The 16,980-nt window shown below is 39.5% G+C and carries 19 protein-coding genes; 18 read left to right on the forward strand and 1 reads right to left on the reverse strand.

Annotated features, from left to right (window positions below):
- Positions 1-78: 78 nt before the first annotated feature.
- A complete protein-coding gene (locus K9E37_RS03680) occupies positions 79-1,284 on the reverse strand; it encodes a pyridoxal phosphate-dependent aminotransferase (RefSeq protein WP_004110055.1) in 1,206 nt (401 codons plus the stop codon).
- A gap of 282 nt (positions 1,285-1,566) precedes the next feature.
- Here K9E37_RS03680 and K9E37_RS03685 point away from each other — a divergent pair, with 282 nt between their 5' ends.
- The 18 genes from K9E37_RS03685 (at position 1,567) to K9E37_RS03770 (ending at position 16,891) form a co-directional block, all read left to right on the forward strand.
- On the forward strand, positions 1,567-2,028 hold the full coding sequence (locus K9E37_RS03685; RefSeq protein WP_004105907.1) for an Lrp/AsnC family transcriptional regulator: 462 nt from the start codon (positions 1,567-1,569) through the stop codon (positions 2,026-2,028).
- Positions 2,029-2,033: 5 nt separating this feature from the next.
- Complete coding sequence (locus tag K9E37_RS03690; RefSeq protein ID WP_004110050.1) at positions 2,034-2,375, forward strand: chorismate mutase; 342 nt, start codon at positions 2,034-2,036, stop codon at positions 2,373-2,375.
- A 146-nt stretch (positions 2,376-2,521) separates the two neighbouring features.
- A complete protein-coding gene (gene fbaA / locus K9E37_RS03695; RefSeq protein WP_004110047.1) occupies positions 2,522-3,577 on the forward strand; it encodes a class II fructose-bisphosphate aldolase in 1,056 nt (351 codons plus the stop codon).
- A gap of 115 nt (positions 3,578-3,692) precedes the next feature.
- A complete protein-coding gene (locus K9E37_RS03700) occupies positions 3,693-4,994 on the forward strand; it encodes an adenylosuccinate synthase (RefSeq protein WP_248893056.1) in 1,302 nt (433 codons plus the stop codon).
- A gap of 95 nt (positions 4,995-5,089) precedes the next feature.
- Positions 5,090-5,593, forward strand: a complete 504-nt coding sequence (locus K9E37_RS03705) for a fluoride efflux transporter FluC (protein ID WP_033888544.1) — start codon at positions 5,090-5,092, stop codon at positions 5,591-5,593.
- Positions 5,593-6,003: a fluoride efflux transporter FluC gene (locus K9E37_RS03710; protein ID WP_004110041.1), complete on the forward strand. Its 411-nt coding sequence runs from the start codon at positions 5,593-5,595 to the stop codon at positions 6,001-6,003. The genes K9E37_RS03705 and K9E37_RS03710 overlap by 1 nt, the downstream gene beginning before the upstream one ends.
- A gap of 39 nt (positions 6,004-6,042) precedes the next feature.
- A complete protein-coding gene (locus K9E37_RS03715) occupies positions 6,043-7,410 on the forward strand; it encodes a ClC family H(+)/Cl(-) exchange transporter (protein WP_004110037.1) in 1,368 nt (455 codons plus the stop codon).
- Between the two features lie 123 nt (positions 7,411-7,533).
- Complete coding sequence (locus K9E37_RS03720; protein WP_102703308.1) at positions 7,534-8,709, forward strand: CpaE/TadZ family protein; 1,176 nt, start codon at positions 7,534-7,536, stop codon at positions 8,707-8,709.
- Positions 8,696-9,772, forward strand: a complete 1,077-nt coding sequence (locus tag K9E37_RS03725) for a TadA family conjugal transfer-associated ATPase (RefSeq protein WP_004110032.1) — start codon at positions 8,696-8,698, stop codon at positions 9,770-9,772. Before K9E37_RS03720 ends, K9E37_RS03725 begins: the two co-directional genes overlap by 14 nt.
- A gap of 29 nt (positions 9,773-9,801) precedes the next feature.
- Positions 9,802-10,377, forward strand: coding sequence for a type II secretion system F family protein (locus tag K9E37_RS03730; protein ID WP_004110029.1), 576 nt, complete (start codon positions 9,802-9,804; stop codon positions 10,375-10,377).
- Positions 10,378-10,380: 3 nt separating this feature from the next.
- Entirely contained in the window at positions 10,381-11,028 is a 648-nt protein-coding gene (locus tag K9E37_RS03735) for a type II secretion system F family protein (protein ID WP_004110027.1), read from the forward strand.
- Positions 11,029-11,166: 138 nt separating this feature from the next.
- Positions 11,167-11,442: a DUF4244 domain-containing protein gene (locus K9E37_RS03740; RefSeq protein WP_033888546.1), complete on the forward strand. Its 276-nt coding sequence runs from the start codon at positions 11,167-11,169 to the stop codon at positions 11,440-11,442.
- A gap of 29 nt (positions 11,443-11,471) precedes the next feature.
- Positions 11,472-11,852, forward strand: coding sequence for a TadE/TadG family type IV pilus assembly protein (locus K9E37_RS03745; protein ID WP_102703309.1), 381 nt, complete (start codon positions 11,472-11,474; stop codon positions 11,850-11,852).
- Positions 11,849-12,253, forward strand: coding sequence for an Rv3654c family TadE-like protein (locus K9E37_RS03750; protein ID WP_116440311.1), 405 nt, complete (start codon positions 11,849-11,851; stop codon positions 12,251-12,253). Before K9E37_RS03745 ends, K9E37_RS03750 begins: the two co-directional genes overlap by 4 nt.
- Before the next feature lie 105 nt (positions 12,254-12,358).
- Entirely contained in the window at positions 12,359-14,749 is a 2,391-nt protein-coding gene (locus K9E37_RS03755) for a DNA polymerase III subunit gamma and tau (RefSeq protein ID WP_248893060.1), read from the forward strand.
- 6 nt (positions 14,750-14,755) lie between these two features.
- Positions 14,756-15,364 (forward strand): recombination mediator RecR, encoded by a 609-nt coding sequence (gene recR, locus K9E37_RS03760; protein WP_004105782.1) that lies wholly within the window; start codon positions 14,756-14,758, stop codon positions 15,362-15,364.
- 129 nt (positions 15,365-15,493) lie between these two features.
- Positions 15,494-16,258 carry an aspartate kinase gene (locus tag K9E37_RS03765; RefSeq protein WP_004109991.1) on the forward strand — a complete coding sequence of 255 codons (765 nt, stop codon included), beginning with the start codon at positions 15,494-15,496 and terminating at the stop codon, positions 16,256-16,258.
- Between the two features lie 63 nt (positions 16,259-16,321).
- Positions 16,322-16,891, forward strand: coding sequence for an ACT domain-containing protein (locus tag K9E37_RS03770; protein WP_004105778.1), 570 nt, complete (start codon positions 16,322-16,324; stop codon positions 16,889-16,891).
- Positions 16,892-16,980: the final 89 nt, after the last annotated feature.

The following is a 16,980-nucleotide window of genomic DNA, read 5'->3' on the forward strand; positions in this document are numbered from 1 at the left end:
TTAAAATTATTGCCCTTTGGATTATCTACCAAGGGGCAATAATTTTATTTATATTTATATTCGTTAATAACTAATATTTTATGCAGCATGTAAAGCTTGTTGCGCAAGTGCAAATTTGCTTATGCGCGCTACGCCTTCTTTAAGTTCTTCTGCTTTCCCAGCGTAAGATAGTCGCACGAATCCGCTTCCTTCTGCGCCAAAGGCTTCTCCTGGCACAACAGCAACTTTTTCTTCATCTAAAAGTTTTTTGCTAAATTCTTCTGAACTTAAACCAGTTGGTCGAACGTCAACAAAAACGTAGAATGCACCTTGAGGCTCTATAAGACGCAATGCATTGCAATTTGCCAATCCGTCTATAACAAGCTGACGTTTTGCACGATATTCTTCTCTCATTTCGCGCACGTGATCTTGCGGACCTGTTAATGCAGCTACGCCGCCATATTGTGCGGTAGAATTTACAGAAGAATGCATCATTTCTGCAATTTTGCTGGTTTGCTCAATAACTTGACTTGGTGCAAGAATATATCCAATTCTCCATCCTGTCATTGCATAAGTTTTCGATAAACTTTCTACAATAATGGTTCGTTCGTGCATTCCTTCAGCTGCTGCAATAGATGGTGCTACAGCATTTCCGCAAGGTTCAGTTTCTGGATTGCTTGCGAATACGAATGGATGGTAGACTTCGTCAGAAATTACCCAAAGATTAAATTCTTGGCATAATTTTGCAACTTCTTCGAGTTCTTCTGCGGTTGTTACAGCACCGGTTGGGTTGCATGGAGAATTGATAATGATGGCTTTAGTGCGTGGCGATATAGCTTTGCGTATTTCTGCTGCATTAATATGCATTCCATGTTCTGGCTTAAGGGCTACAGTTACTGGAATTCCTTCGCACATTAGCACTTCTGCATCGTATGATGTGAAGTATGGAGATGGAATAATAACCTCATCTCCCGGATCTATTACTGATTTAATAGCTAAATATAATCCAATAGTAGCGCCGTCAACGGCTTGAATTTCTGTGTCTGCGTTGTAGTTTAAACCTTTTACTCTATTCGTATAATTTGCAGCTGCCTCGCGGAATTCTGGTATGCCTAAAACGTCTGTGTATTTTGTTTTTCCCTCTCGTAATGAGTTGCACGCGGCTTCAACAATGTGTGAGGAAGCAGTTTCGCCTGGTTCTCCTAGGCATAGTGAAATAGCGTCTGGTATTTGTTCTACACGGTCAAATACATCTCTAATACCTGAACGAGGTATTGAAATTGCATGTTTCGCTACTTTTGCCATGCTGTGCTCCTTTTTGATTGTTGGTTTTGATTTTATAAGAATAATCTTTAAAGGTTATAGGCTTCGTTTATACGCTTATTATGCGAATTGTACAACACTATTACGGCTGATGTTAAAAGAAAAAATTATTTTTAACGTAATAATTTGTATTTTTTATTATTTTTTGAATAAATTTGTTCTTTTTCTGTAAAAAATACTGTACCATGAAAGAGACTGCAATGTGGCGCTACATAGATTCGTTTTAGATTCTCAATTCAGCGTCGACTGGAGAATGGAGGACGTATGGCTGGAAATCCTCATAAAGCTGAAACTAGTATAGCTATGGATTCAACTGATGCAATCATTGTTGATATTCTCGAACATGATGGTCGAGCGACGTTAACTCGTTTGGCGAAGGCTTCGGGTTTGTCTGTTTCTGCAGTTCAATCTCGAGTGCAAAAGCTTGAGCGTAAAGGTGTTATTACTGGTTATCGCGCGTTAATTGATTATGAGCGTCGTGGTTTACCTGTAAGCGCATTTGTGTCTGTTACGCCACTTGATTTTGGACAGGAAGCTACAATACCTAACAAATTGCGTGATATTTCTGGTATTGAAGCTTGCTATTCGATTACTGGTAGTCCAAGTTTTATGCTGGTAGTGCGTGTTGCTACGCCAAGCAAATTGGAAGAACTTATTAATACCATTCATCGCATAGTCCCTGTCAGTACAGAAACAACTATGGTTCTGCAAACATATTTCGATTAAATAATATGTGTGATTTTTCTGAAACAACGGTTGACGCGCGCGATACATCTCTTACGACATGTTGCAAAGTTGCTGCCGAAGAGATTATTGTGTTGCGTCAATCTGTTGATAATTTTGATAATGCAATAATTGCGCTGCTTGCTGAGCGGTTTAAAACTACGAAACGAATTGGTGAGTTGAAGGCTGAAGCTGGATTTGCTCCTGAGGATTCTAAAAGAGAGCAGCAGCAAATAGAAAGTTTGCTAAATATTGCGGAAAATGCCGGATTAGATTCTTCGATTGCGTTGAAATATCACGAGTTTGTTGTTACTGAGGCTAAGAAACGTCATCAGCAAATGCAGTCTTGAGATTAGATATTTCTGTTATTTTAATTGCGTTGAACTATGAATCACAATCAGTTTGTAGATTTTGAAAATAGATTTTCGCATATCGGTATGTAATGTTTTTGTGCATATGCGTGGCTATCTGAGTAATAAAGGCGGATAATACAAGTATGACTATTGCAACTGTTGAACGTTATGCGCATATGCTTGATGCTGCAAGTCGAGGTGGCTACGCATACCCTGCTATCAATGTTACTAGTACGCAAACTCTTAATGCAGCTTTGCAGGGATTTGCTCAAGCTGAATCTGATGGCATTATCCAAGTTTCTGTCGGTGGCTCTGCTTATTTTTCGGGTCAATCTCTCAATAATCGTGTTGTTGGTTCAATAGCATTTGCAAAATTTGCGCACGAAGTAGCAGCTCAATATCCTAATATCACTATTGCGCTTCATACAGATCATTGTGCTGAGCAATATTTAGATGATTGGATTCAACCACTAATTTCTTATGAAACAGAACGAGTCAAAAAAGGCGAAGAACCATTATTTCAGTCGCATATGTGGGATGGCTCAACGGTGCCTTTGCAACATAATCTAGACGTTGCAGAACAGTTGCTGGATGCTTCGCAAAAATCTCGCACAATTCTTGAAATTGAGATTGGTGCTGTTGGTGGAGAAGAAGATGGGCATCGTGCTGATATTGACGAGAGATTGTATTCTACGCCTGAAGATGCTTTGCGTGTTGTAGATAAACTTGGCTTGGGTGAACGTGGCAGGTATATGGCAGCGTTTACTTTTGGCAACGTTCATGGAGCCTATAAGCCTGGCGTTGTAAAACTGCATCCTAAATTATTGCAAGAAATCCAAAAAACTGTATATCAGAACTATCAAAATATTTGTGATACTCGCACCTTTGGCGCTTCTAAAAAGCCGTTCCTGCTGGTATTTCATGGCGGATCTGGCTCTACTGCTCAAGAGATTGCTGAAGCTGTGCGTTACGGCGTAATTAAAATGAATATAGATACCGACACTCAATACGCTTTTACTCGTGCAATCGCTGGTCACATGTTCAGCAATTATGACTCTGTTCTTAAAATAGACGGAGAAGTTGGCGAAAAGAAGTTGTATGATCCTCGATCTTGGGGTCGTGAAGCCGAAAAAGCCATGGCTCAGCGTGTAGCAGAAGCTTGTGTGCAGTTAGGTTCTGCTGGTAAAGCACTGAAATAGTAAATTTTTAATTTTATATATTTCATTTTCTTATTCGGTAGGGGCATAGAGATAGTCTTAACAGGTAAGGATTGTGCTTATTTGAGCAGCGTTAGCTCAAAAATGGAGGTGCGGCATGCCTGGTATTGTGCTTATTGGAGCTCAATGGGGTGACGAAGGTAAAGGCAAAGCAACAGATTTAATTGGTTCAAAGGTTGATATTGTCGCACGTTTTAATGGCGGTAATAATGCTGGGCACACTGTCGTTGTTGGTGATAAATCTTATGCATTACATTTACTTCCAAGCGGAATTATCAGCCCTAATGTTACGCCTGTAATTGGTAATGGTGTTGTTGTTGATCCAGAGGTATTGCTTGAAGAAATTGACGCTTTGGAATCTCGCGGTGTAGATTGTTCGCGCTTGCTTGTGAGCGAAGCTGCGCATGTTATTACTCCGTATCATCGAGTTATTGATAAAGTAACTGAGCGTTTTCTTGGCAAACACAAGATCGGCACGACTGGTCGTGGTATTGGACCTACTTACGCAGATAAAATTAATCGTGTTGGTATTCGAGTGCATGATTTATTTAATGCTGATCACTTGCGCGACAAAGTTGAAGCAAGTTTGCATCAAAAGAATCAAATGCTTGTAAAACTTTATAATCAACATCCTATTGATATTGATGCAGTTACTGCTCAACTTGTGGAGCTTGGCAAACGCTTGAAGAAATATGTTGCTGATACTTCATTAGTATTGAATGAAGCAATGGATGAAGGCAAAACTGTGCTGTTTGAAGGTGGACAAGCCACAATGCTTGACGTCGATCATGGCACTTATCCGTTTGTAACTTCTTCAAACCCTACTGCTGGTGGCGCTTGCACGGGTACTGGTGTTGGTCCTACTCGTATTACGCGCGTAATTGGAGTAGCGAAAGCGTATATTACTCGTGTTGGTGAAGGTCCATTCCCAACTGAACTTTTGGATGAGCAGGGTGACTGGTTGCGTGAGCAAGGCCATGAATATGGTGTTACAACTGGTCGTCCTCGTCGTTGTGGATGGTTTGATTCTGTAGTAAGCCGTTATGCAACTCGCGTAAATGGTTTGACGGATATTGTTCTTACTAAGCTTGACGTTTTGACTGGTTTGAAGGAAATCCCAGTTTGCGTAGCTTATGATGTGACTTTGTCTGATGGAACAGTTCAGCGTACGGAAGAAATGCCTGTAGATCAATCACTGTTTGCTTCTGCGAAACCAGTATACGAGATGCTTCCAGGCTGGAATGAGGATATTTCTCAAATTCATAAGTTTGAAGATTTGCCTCAAAATACGCAAAGTTATGTAAAGCGTTTGGAAGAGCTTTCTCATTGCCGTATTTCTGCTATTGGAACTGGTCCGCAGCGTGATCATATCATTAGTGTTCACTCACTAACTGACTGAAATTGTTTATTATTTTATGATCAACTTAGCAAAACGGCACTTCTCGGTTGGGAGTGTCGTTTTGGTTTATGACGATAATTTCAAAAAGAGTGAAAATGAGTAAAATAAGCGGAAAAAATAAAAAAAATAATTGTCGATTATACTTTTTAGTTTTTATTGGTGGTACATGTGGAGCTTTCGTGCGCGCAGTAATTTCTTCTTATGCGCACACGATTCACCAAGTAGACGGACAATCATTTATATTTGGTCAGCTTACTTTAGGAACTTTTTTGTCGAATATGATTGCATGCTTTATTTTTGCTCTTGTTACTGCAATATCTGTTAAAGCTTTAACGCAAGAAAAGCAAACTTTGTATAAATATGCGCTAGGAACAGGCTTTTGTGGCGGATTGTCGACTATGTCTACTTTCGCGTTTGAAAGTGCAATGTCTTTTATGTCTCCACGCATAACGCTTGTTGTTTTGGGCATGCTTTTTTCGCTGCTTTTTGGCGTTTTTATGGCTTTTGTTGGTAATTGGGTTGGAACAGGAATTGCGAATTGCATGAACAAAAAGCAAACTCGATCTGTTGCAGAAGCTAATACTAAGGTGATGAAGTGATGAATTCTTTATACGTTTTTATTATGTTTATTTTGCCTTGCTTTTTTGGCGGTTTAGGTGCTGTTTTAAGATGCGCAATGACTAAAAAAATTTCAGCTGCTCATAAAAGCGAAGTTCCAGTTGCAACGCTATTTATCAATTGCGTTGCTTCATTTGCTATAGGTGTTATGTCTAATGTTTTCATGGTTGCAGCTGCAATATGTGGAGTACGTTTTGCTTATTTGATGATTTTGGGATTTTTGGGTGGATTTTCCACGTTTTCTACTGCAATTTTTGAAGGTGTGGATCTTATTCAAAGAAAGCGCATAAAAGATGGAGTGTTCTTGCTTTTTGCAGAACTTATTGTTCCATTCTTTGCTGCTTCTGTTGGGTATATTGTTTCGCAAATATTGTTACTGTACGTAATTTAGTATTTAGAAGTTAAGTGTTGTGCGCAGAATCGAGTTGTAGTGAAGTTTAAGAATGCATTGAGCTTTTTGAGTAATAACTTAAAGCAAATATCAAAAACTTTTTGCCAGCTTCGTTGGAAAGTAATATTAGCTGGGATATTTGTCGGCGTTGTTTCTGGTTCATTAGTAGCTTCTTACAGGCTTGGTATTGAATACGGTACAGATTTTGCGCGTTGGATGTATTTACAAATCCGGCATAACGCATGGTGGATTTTGCCATGCTTAATTTTTGCTGTAATTGCAGGTTTAATTATTGGCTGGATGAGTCGTAAAGAAAGTATGGCTTCTGGAAGTGGTATTCCTCAAGTCGTGGGATATGTTAATCGCGGTTTGAATATGCGATGGCACACGATTCTGCCAGTGCGTTTTGTTGGCGGTTTACTTGGTTCTTTATTTGGATTGTCTCTTGGACGTGAAGGTCCATCTATTCAAATAGGTGCATGTGGTGCTCAGATGTTGTCTCGAATTTTTCGTAAAGGTAGGCGTGACGATATTAAAGAGCATTATGTGGTAACTGCTGGAGCTGCAGCCGGTTTATCTGCTGCGTTTTCTGCGCCACTTTCTGGAGTTATGTTTGCTATGGAGGAGATTCAGCACGGCTTAACTTCAATTGTTCTTATAGGAGCTGCTGCAGCTGCTTTATGTGCTGATTTTGTTTCGCAAACTTGTTTCGGGTTGCGTCCAGTTCTTGATTTTGGTCAGATTCCAGATTTGCCAATGAACTTGCATATTTGGATTATTCCTCTTGGTATTTTTGCAGGTTTTGTAGGCTCGATAATGAATCGTTCGTTACTTGGTTTGCAAACATTATACGGATATTTGCCAAAGTGGATGCCTGTTGCTATTGCTTGCTTAATTGCAATACCAGTTGGCTTGTTCCTGCCTGAAGTTCTTGGTGGCGGATCTAATTTAGTGCGACTTTCTGAATATGGAAAAGCAAGTCTTGCAATGCTTTGTTTGCTATTTGTGGCAAAAATGTTGTTTACTTCTACGAGTTTTGGTTGTGGCGCTCCCGGTGGTATTTTTATGCCTATTCTTGCAGTAGGTGCGCTCGCAGGTGGTGTTGCTGCGCGCTGGATTACTAGCGTTTCAGCATTTGGCATTGATACAAAATTTGTATCTGTGTTTGCAGTTTGCGTTATGGCTGGTACGTTGTCTGCATCTGTAAAAGCTCCACTCACTTCGATTTTGCTTACTGTTGAAATGTCTGGAACTATGATTCATACGCTTCCAGTTGCAGCTTCTGCATTTATCGCATTGCTTATTTCGGATATTCTAAAAACTAAGCCAATTTATGGTGAGTTACTTGAACGCTATATGAAAGTTAATAAAGATTTAGTATTGCCATCTGTAAATTCTGTAAAATAGATGTTTTTATAGATAATTTTTGTGCAATATTTGCTTATTCTTAATATTTCCTGAGCTTTTAACCACATTGCATGAATATTGTTGAAAACTCATTGCTGTATGCGTTTCAATAGACGCATGAGTATGAATATGAGTGTAAGCAACAAATCAATTGGCGTTAAGCAGATTGATAAAAATTATAACAATGGCGAAGCTGTAGGCGCATTTAGAGATGTTAAACGTTATGTTTATCCTCCTCAAGTTGCAGATAAATCTATATACGAATCTGCGTCTAATGGTGTAAAAAGCACGCCTTGTATAGCTGACGATCATACTGTTATGACTCTTTTGCCTAAGAGTTCTCAAGATGTGGAGAGTTTTCAACACACTGAACGCTCACAAGATATTTCTATTAAGCATAAGTCTTGCATGTTTAATAATTCTGAAGAAGATAATCTTATTGCGCGTGATTCTTTAGATCCGTTGCCTAAAAATATTTTAGTTGGAATGTCTGCTGCAGATGGCATTGGGCTAAGCACTTCGCTATCTATTCTTTCGCGCTATATAAGTGAACAAGGTCATAGTGTTGCTCTTGTAGATGCTGATTTGACTCATGGTGGTTTAGACGTTCTGCTTGGTTTGGAATCAGATGAAGGCCGCAGGTTGCAAGAAGTTGATGCTTCTTTAGGTAAATGCGATGGCTATGTGTTACGCAATGAGCTATTGCATTGGGACAATGTGGATGTTTTAGCATTTTCTCCATGGCATGGTAAGTATCCTGAACCTTGGGTTTTAGAGGCTGCTATTAGAGGTTTAGCTGATGCTGTTGATGTAGTTATTGTAGATATAGGTTCTGGCGAGACTGCTATGAAGTCTTACCATAATATTCCGCAATTTATTGACAGTGCGACTCTTGCTGCTGTTGAGCTATCTGTGCTTGATTTAGCAAGGTTTAGAGCGTTGCTACAAAAATTAGATACTTTGTGTGATTCTGAAGTAAAGTTTAATAAATTTGCTGTTGTTGGATTGTCTCCTCGTGGTTTAACGCAAAAATCTTATGTTTTAAGTATCGATGAAGCTTCTGAATATCTATCAACTACATTTCTTGGTTCTTTGCAACACGATGCTCGCATGTACACCGACATTATAGGGGGATATGGTATTCGAAATGTGCCATCTTCAATGAAGGAAACCATGAAACGCATAAATAATTGGCTTATCGGAGATGTTATATCAAATACAAAAAATGCTGTAACTAAATATCGTCGTTCGCAATATCGTCGTTCGAAATACTCAAGAGGTAAATATGATCGTAAATAATATTCGTGATATCGATTTTGGAATTCTGCAGGAATTTGCCAATGATGTAAGAGTTACAGACATGGTTGTAAGTGAGTCCGGTCGTGTGTGGGTAGATTGTGGGCAAGGTCTCAAGGAACGCGCAACTCGAGTTCCGCTTAACAACCCTGCTTTGTTAAGAGAATATGCTGTATGGCTTTGTGCACAATTAGGCAAAAGACTGGATGATGCGTGTCCTATTGCTGATGCTTCAAGTACTTCTGGCATTCGCATACATGCTGTTTTAGCACCACTTGTATCTCAAGGAGCAGCATTGTCAATTCGTTTTCCTTCAGTTAATCGTTATGATCTTGTTTCTTTAAGCGATCAAGGCATGTTTCCAAAAGAATTGTCTTGTATTCTAAGCGTTTTAGTTAAAAAGCGAGCAAATATAATGATCACTGGAAGTACTGGATCTGGGAAAACCACACTTATGAAGGCTTTGTTGGCTGCTGCTGATTGCGAAGATCGTATTGTATCTGTTGAAGAAATTAGAGAGCTCGGCGAGTTGACACAAAATCATGTTTCGTTAAGTGCGCGAGAAGCTAATGTAGAAGGTGTAGGAGAAATTGGCTTATCTCAATTAGTAAAAGCAACATTAAGAATGCGCCCGGATCGCATTATTCTTGGTGAATGTCGTGGGGAAGAAATTGCTGATTTGTTGAGAGTGTTTACTTCCGGGCATAAGGGTGGAATGACAACTCTTCATGCAGATGAAATAGAAAAAGTTCCCGCTCGTCTTATGGCATTAGGGTTATTGGCTGGGTTGGAGCCTGCAGCTTTATGTGCTTTAGCTGCTGGAGCATTCGATGTTGTTATTCATGTAGAGAGATCCTCTAACGGGCGTCGAATGATCAAAGAACTCGGTATTTTGCAATACGCTTCTAGCGCTTCGTTGCTGTGTGGCATTCCAGTTTTGCAATTATCTTGTGGAATTGACGGCAGTATTGTCATGAAATTTTTGCCTGCATGGGTTAAGTTTTCAAATTATTGGAATCTTCCCGAAAATATGGCCAACATATGTGTTGACAGTTCAAATAATTAGTAGTCGATTGTGTTGCTTGGAGCGTAAAAATGGATATTGAAGAAGTTCTTGCTGGAATGATTGCTGCATTACGTTCTGGTTCTACTTTTGCAATGATTGTTCACAGTGACTCTAAGTCTCAACAATGTATTTGCAGTAGTGCAGTTAATACAAAAATTATTTATAAATGGCTTTATGAACGTTGTTTTCCAAAGAACCGCAATATGAATAAGAATCAACGTCGTCAGCTTGAAAAACATATGCATACTGTTTCTGAAAGTCTTATGGCTTCATATGAATTGAGTAATACTCTTGGTTGTGCTATGGCAGAATGTGTGGAAGCTACGGCAGCGTCATATCATGCTCAGAAGCGTGCAGAAGATTTACGTGCTGACGTAGCTGCAATGCCAAAAGCAACAATAAAACTACTTACTGCTCTACCTATTTTGGCTCTTTTTGCTGGTGAATTATTAGGTGGGCACCCTATTTTGATGTTAATTACAACAGTAAATGGATGGATTTTATTAACAATAGGTGGAATATGTTATGGATTGGGTTTGGCATGGGTTAGTTCTATGTTGCAAATATCTCAGCATGCAATGGATGCTGCCTCGCTGGAAGGATGATTTATGGAATCCACAAAGCAGCTTTTGTTTATCATCCCATTGTTTGTTGTAATTGTTTGGCAATGGGTGAGTTTGAAATTAGAGTGCGATTCATTAGATAATCGTATGCGTTTTAATAGTAAAATTATGCTAGTTAAATACGAATGGCGTAACTCCAAAGTTTCATATGTAGATCCTCTTCTTGGTTTACATATGATTATTGTTTCACTTCGTAGTGGTGTTGCTATTACTAGGGCTCTTAGTGCTGTTGGAGAAGTGTTTCCTTGTGGTCAAGGCATGTGGCTTTGCTCTGTTTCCAATGCTTTACTTGCAGGAGATACGTGGCATGAAGCATGGTCTTCTACTTATACTAAACAAGATAATTTTGAATTAGAAAATAAATCAAAATTTACTAATCGTAAAAACTTAGATTCTTCAGAAATATTAGCTAGATGGTTAATGACATCTTTAAAAGAATCATGGTGTTATGGTTCATCTCCAGTTCCTGTATTGTCTGCACTTGCTCAACATTATGAGATAAATATGGCCAATATTGCTAGACAAGAAAGTTCTAAGTTGTCTGTGCGATTGCTGCTTCCTGTTGGATTATGTTTTTTGCCGTCTTTTATATGCATAGGAATTTTGCCAACAGTTATGTCGCTTATGCGCTAGCTTTTTAAAAATAAATTTTTAGAAAAATAAATTAGCTTTTATCCACAATGCAATTTTTTTATTTTCATTCGCAAAACAAGTTGTAATAATATTTCTATCCGAAAATTTCGGATAGTTTGAAGTGAAAGGTACAAGATGATGGTTGGGATAATGCAAAAACTTGTTGCACGATACGCTGTGTCTATGCTTCAAGTAAATGAACAATTAGTGAATATTGAGTCACGTTTGTGTCAAAAAAGAAAACTGTACGCTGAAGGTCTTAAAAATAAGGATTCTGGAGCTGTAACAGCTGAGTATGCAGTAGTTATTATTGCTGCTACTGGTTTTGCTGCACTGCTAGTTGCTATTTTGAAATCAGATACGGTTCGCACAACGTTGACAGATTTAGTGAAAAAAGCATTGAAAATCGGCTAACGGCATGTTTTAGCAGATGAAATGAGCTTATGATGCGGAAAGTTATTGTGTGCAAAAGATTGTTGCGCAAAATTAGTGATTATGACAGAGGGACGGTAACTGCTGAATTTTCTATTGTTTTGCCTTGTGCATTAATACTGTTATTTGTATTAATTGGCATAGGTAGAGCAGTTGTATGTACTATGAATTGTCATGATGCTGCTGCGCAAGTTGCGTATTATCTTGTGACTCATAAGGACGATAAAGCTGCCGCAAGTATTGTGCAGTTGGTCGCAGGTCAAGGAGCGTCGGTGAAAATAAGTCGTAGCAATAATATGGCGAATATTGTTGTTAAATGTCCTCTTATTCCCGATCCTCTTCATATTTTGCCGCCTCTAGTGGAAAGTCATGTAAGCCAGGTTTTAGTATGAGTAGGCGCAAGAATTTTGTGAAGCATTCAATAAATTTCATTCATAAGCGATGTAAGGGCATTGACTGCGGTTCTGGCACTATGCTTGGCATTATGCTAGTGATCGCAGTCTGCTCAATAGTAGTGCTTTCTGCTATTTTATGTAATGTTCTCGGAGCTAAACATCAAGCTTATGCTGTTGCAACTTCTGCTGCTTTATCTGGTGCTTCTGCGTTGCAAAGGATGGAGGATAATGCGTGTGAGGTTGTTGCGCGTACTGTTGCTTCAAGCAATGTTTTTTTGAAATCTTGCAACTCTACTAGTAATGATGTAACTGTTCGTGTTTCTGTTGGGCTAAATATTCCATTTGCTTCTAACGTGGAAGTTTCTGCTAGAGCAGGACTAGAAGATTGCAATAAGTAGTAAGTAGCAAAAACGAATATAAATATCAGCAGTCGGGTGGCGGCTGCTGATAGTCTTAACTAAGATATATCGGGGAAATAGTTAGGTCGCGGTAGGTTAGGAAACATGGCACTTGCACTGTATCGTAGATATCGTCCTGACACGTTTGATGGTGTTATTGGGCAGGATCAGGTTACCATACCTTTGTCTAGAGCATTAGACCAAGGAAAAATAACGCATGCATATTTATTTTCTGGGCCGCGTGGATGCGGTAAAACAAGTTCTGCGCGAATTTTAGCTCGCTGCATTAATTGCGAAAAAGGACCAACTTCGCACCCATGTGGAGAGTGCCAAAGCTGTAAAGATTTAGCTACTGGCGGTGCCGGTTCTATCGACGTTGTAGAGATTGATGCTGCAAGCCATAACGGTGTCGATGATGCTAGAGAGTTGCGTGAGCGTGCTGGCTTCGCTCCTGCTCGTGACCGTTATAAGATTTTCATTCTCGATGAAGCTCATATGGTTACGCAGCAAGGTTTTAACGCTTTGCTTAAGATTGTAGAAGAGCCGCCTGAGCATGTAATGTTTATTTTTGCTACCACTGAGCCGGATAAAGTTATTGGCACTATTCGCTCGCGTACACACCATTATCCTTTCAGACTTGTGCCTCCAGAGGTAATGTCTCCATATCTTGAAGATATTTGCAAAAAGGAAGGTATTCTGCCACAGCCGGGAGTTCTTCGTCTTGTTATGCGCGCTGGTGCAGGATCAATGCGAGATACGTTATCTGTGCTCGATCAGCTTATGGTGGGTGCTGTTGATGGTTCAATTTCTTTGGATTCTGCGGTTGCTTTATTAGGTTTTACGCCTAATTCATTGATTAGCGAATTCATTGACGATCTTATTAATCATGATGGTGCTTCGATATACGATGTAGTTCGTCGCGTTATTGTTGGAGGCTACGATACTCGTAAGTTTGTAGAAGATTTATTAGGTAGAGTTCGTGATTTGTTGCTTATGGTATCTGCAGGTCCTAAAGCGGCTTCAAGCTTACTTAATGATGTTTCTCCAGAAGATTTGGAAATATTGAATAAGCAATCTGCAAGCATGACATTGCATGATTTAGCACGTATGGCTCAAACAATTAATGATGCTTTAAGTGCAATGGCTAGTGCAATTTCTCCTCGAATGAATTTGGAAATTTTAGTTGCTCGTTTGCTTGCAGACAGCGAAACTTCAAATACTGTTGCAACTAATTTGCGCATCAATAACGTGCAGCAACAAAATATTTCAACTTCTAAGCAGAATATTCAAAATAAAGTATCTTCTGGTGCTCATTTCGTAGGTTCTACAAGCAATAAAAAATATGTTTCTGCAAATAGTGAGAATAATAGTACTTCAAATTCTTCGCTACCTTCTGAAACTACGGCATCTCCTATTGCTAAAGCAGAAACGCAATCTGCTCCACGCACAAAAGAAATGGAATCTAAAAAAGCGTTTTTGAACGATGCACATAATGCTAATGCAAAGAATGATTCCATGGATACTGATGCAATGTGGGATAAAGTAGTTTCAAAATTGCCTGATGACGTACGTGAATATGTAACTCGTGAGTATGTTCCTACAGTGCAACTTACTCCAGTACAATCAGGTCGGCAGCGTCTTATTTTGACTTTTAATGAGCCTATGAGTCAACATGCATTTGCGCTCGCAGTATGCACTACTTCTCCATATGATGGGCAAAAAGTGCCAAAAGTAGTAATGAATGAAGTGCATGAAGTATTTGGTGCGCAAGTAATGATTGCTCCTGCACCAGTTGCTGCTAATGGTGAACAAGTAGAATCTGTTGCTCGAATGGATCCGCAAAATCTTGCCAAAGTTAAGCGAGATATTTTATTACGCAAAACTGGCCTATCTGCTGGATTTAGTAATAAAACTGATTCTGATGGCAGCGGAATAAATAAAAATCCTACTAAAAAAGAATCTTCGGGTTTTAGTGGCGCTGATGGCTCCGCAGCATCAGTAGCTTCTGAAAATACTGCGGATGAGTTAAGTGATGTTGCGAATGCGGATGATGATGTTTGGGCAGATATGTCGTCTATGCCCATGTCGGATGTGATTGCAATGCCGGAAGATTCTTCTACTAAAGACTCTTCTATTGAAGATGAGCTCATGAATCATGATGACGAGATTGCAATACAGAAGAGTTCGCATTCTCATAACCAATCTGAAGCTATTTCTGGTGTCTTGGATCAAGCTAAACTACACTCTCAAGTTCAGAATGCAACTAATACTTCAGAATTGTCTACTGAATCAATTCAGACTACTGTTTCTCCTACGAATGGAGCTACTGCTGACGAATGTTCGATGGATGATGCTTCATTAGAATCCGCAACGTCTGTAAGCACTGATGAGCTTAAACAAATTTTTGAAGTTAAATCTGTTGAAGAATTTGCTTCTACTGATCCTAAAAATCCTAAAAATGCGATTATGAGCGTTAAGAAAAAGCAAGAGGAGTAGTTTACAGTGCATAATTCATCGTCATATGATGGAGCAATTGGTCGCTTAATTGAAGCATTTTCAAAGCTTCCAGGGATTGGACCTAAAGGCGCTCAGCGTATTGCGTTTTACTTACTTTCTTCCTCGGATAAAGATGTTCAAGAGCTAATAGACGCAATTAATAACATGAAAGAAAGTGTGCGTTTTTGTGATGTATGCGGAAACGTATGTGAGCAGAGCCCTTGCATAGTATGCGCAGATCCTCGGCGTGATCATAGCAAAATTTGTGTAGTTGAAGAACCTAAAGACATTATGAGTATTGAGCGAACTCATGAATATTCAGGTGTTTATCATGTTCTTGGTGGTGCAATTAACCCAATGGCAAATGTTGGGCCTGGGGACTTAGCAATTACGCAATTACTTGAACGTCTTAAAGATGCAAAAGTTCAAGAAATTATTCTTGCGCTTGATCCTGATATAGAAGGTGAAGCGACTGTTACGTATTTGGCTCGGTTGCTCGATCCTCTAGGAATTAAAGTTACTCGCTTGGCAAGTGGATTGCCTGTTGGTGGAGATTTAGAGTATGCGGATGAGATCACTTTAGGTCGTGCATTTTCTGGTCGTCAATCTGTGTAATTTTGAATATTGTTTTTATGAGCACAAATCATTATTAGTAAATAGGGCATAATTGGTAGTCTGATATTGAAGCCATTATTTGGCATATCCTGTGCGTTTATCAATATTGACATGAGCAAGGGGTAAAAATTGTCGCTTATCGTACAGAAATACGGTGGTTCTTCTGTAGCGGATACGGATTCCATACAACGTGTTGCCAAACGCATTCTTTCTACAAAAGCAGCAGGCAATGATGTTGCTGTTGTAGTTTCAGCGATGGGAGATACGACTGACGATTTAATTGATCAAGCAATGAGTGTAAACACTCATCCTCCTGCTCGCGAAATGGATATGCTTATGACAGCAGGCGAACGAATTTCTATGAGTTTGCTTGCAATGGCTATTCATGCTCAAGGATCTCATGCTTATTCTTTTACTGGTTCTCAAGCTGGATTTATGACAGATACTCAGTTTGGAGCTGCGCATATTCGTGCGGTTAAGCCTGATCGTGTCAGAAGAGCTCTTAGCAAAGGCAGTGTTGCAATTGTTGCCGGGTTCCAAGGAATTAACGAAGTTGGAGATGACACGACTCTCGGTAGAGGCGGTTCGGATACTTCCGCTGTAGCGCTTGCGGTTGCTTTAGGTGCTGATGTATGTGAGATTTACACGGATGTAGATGGAGTATTTACTGCGGACCCACGTATTGTGCCAACTGCAAAACGTATTCCTGTAATTGATTATGATTCAATGCTTGAAATGTCATCTTGCGGCTCGCGCGTGCTTGCGTTGCGTTGTGTTGAGTACGCTCAGCGTTTTGGTATGCCTCTTCATGTTAGAAGTTCATTCTCACATAGGAACGGAACGCTTATAGTTCCAAATAATATTAATCCGAACGATTTGCCTAATCTGAGTTAGAAAATACAAAACTAAATATTAATAGATAATGTCAAATAATCTTCGAGCTTAAAGGCGGTAACAATGGTAAACCACGATATTCTTTCGACTATGGGCGATTTATTTCCTGATTTAGGTCCGGAAACTCCTGTTATCTCTGGCGTTGCTCATGATCGCAGTGAGGCAATGATTACGGTTCGCGGTATTCCAGATATTCCTGGTATGGCTGCGAAAGTATTTACAACTCTTGCAAAAGCAAATGTAAATATTGACATGATTGCGCAAGCAAGTGCTTCTACTGGTACAGCAGATATTTCTATTACTGCTCCAGGAGCATCAATGGAAGCAGTCCGTAAAGTTCTAGAAGAAGCGCATGATGAATTGAAATTTACTTCTATGGATGTCGTTCCAGTAGTAGGAAAAGTAGCTGTTGTTGGCGTTGGTATGAAAACACATTCAGGCCTAGCTGCTACCTTCTTCACTGCGCTAAGTGAACATGGTATAAATACTTTGATGATTTCTACTTCGGAAATTCGTATTGCTGCCATGGTTCCTGTTGAACAAATTGATGAAGCTGTTCGCGCTTTGCATACTGCTTACGGTTTGGACGCAAGTCAGGTTGAAGCAGTAGTGTACGGCGGAAGCGGGCGCTGAAGCAATTTAAATTATTAAATTATTAAATTAACTAAATTATTTAAATTGTAGAATTGTAAAAACTGTAGAAATTATACGTGCTTACTTTT

This window comes from Gardnerella swidsinskii, from assembly GCF_023277705.1.
Taxonomy (GTDB): Bacteria; Actinomycetota; Actinomycetes; order Actinomycetales; family Bifidobacteriaceae; genus Bifidobacterium; species Bifidobacterium swidsinskii.

Coding starts and splice junctions, on each gene's coding strand:
- K9E37_RS03700 (WP_248893056.1), top strand. CDS start 3,693: ATGCCTGGTATTGTGCTTATTGGAGCTCAATGGGGTGACGAAGGTAAA.
- fbaA (WP_004110047.1), top strand. CDS start 2,522: ATGACTATTGCAACTGTTGAACGTTATGCGCATATGCTTGATGCTGCA.
- K9E37_RS03710 (WP_004110041.1), top strand. CDS start 5,593: ATGAATTCTTTATACGTTTTTATTATGTTTATTTTGCCTTGCTTTTTT.
- K9E37_RS03720 (WP_102703308.1), top strand. CDS start 7,534: ATGAATATGAGTGTAAGCAACAAATCAATTGGCGTTAAGCAGATTGAT.
- K9E37_RS03690 (WP_004110050.1), top strand. CDS start 2,034: ATGTGTGATTTTTCTGAAACAACGGTTGACGCGCGCGATACATCTCTT.
- K9E37_RS03725 (WP_004110032.1), top strand. CDS start 8,696: ATGATCGTAAATAATATTCGTGATATCGATTTTGGAATTCTGCAGGAA.
- K9E37_RS03705 (WP_033888544.1), top strand. CDS start 5,090: ATGAGTAAAATAAGCGGAAAAAATAAAAAAAATAATTGTCGATTATAC.
- K9E37_RS03740 (WP_033888546.1), top strand. CDS start 11,167: ATGGTTGGGATAATGCAAAAACTTGTTGCACGATACGCTGTGTCTATG.
- K9E37_RS03685 (WP_004105907.1), top strand. CDS start 1,567: ATGGCTGGAAATCCTCATAAAGCTGAAACTAGTATAGCTATGGATTCA.
- K9E37_RS03735 (WP_004110027.1), top strand. CDS start 10,381: ATGGAATCCACAAAGCAGCTTTTGTTTATCATCCCATTGTTTGTTGTA.
- K9E37_RS03770 (WP_004105778.1), top strand. CDS start 16,322: ATGGTAAACCACGATATTCTTTCGACTATGGGCGATTTATTTCCTGAT.
- K9E37_RS03745 (WP_102703309.1), top strand. CDS start 11,472: ATGATGCGGAAAGTTATTGTGTGCAAAAGATTGTTGCGCAAAATTAGT.
- K9E37_RS03730 (WP_004110029.1), top strand. CDS start 9,802: ATGGATATTGAAGAAGTTCTTGCTGGAATGATTGCTGCATTACGTTCT.
- K9E37_RS03680 (WP_004110055.1), bottom strand. CDS start 1,284: ATGGCAAAAGTAGCGAAACATGCAATTTCAATACCTCGTTCAGGTATT.
- K9E37_RS03750 (WP_116440311.1), top strand. CDS start 11,849: ATGAGTAGGCGCAAGAATTTTGTGAAGCATTCAATAAATTTCATTCAT.
- K9E37_RS03755 (WP_248893060.1), top strand. CDS start 12,359: ATGGCACTTGCACTGTATCGTAGATATCGTCCTGACACGTTTGATGGT.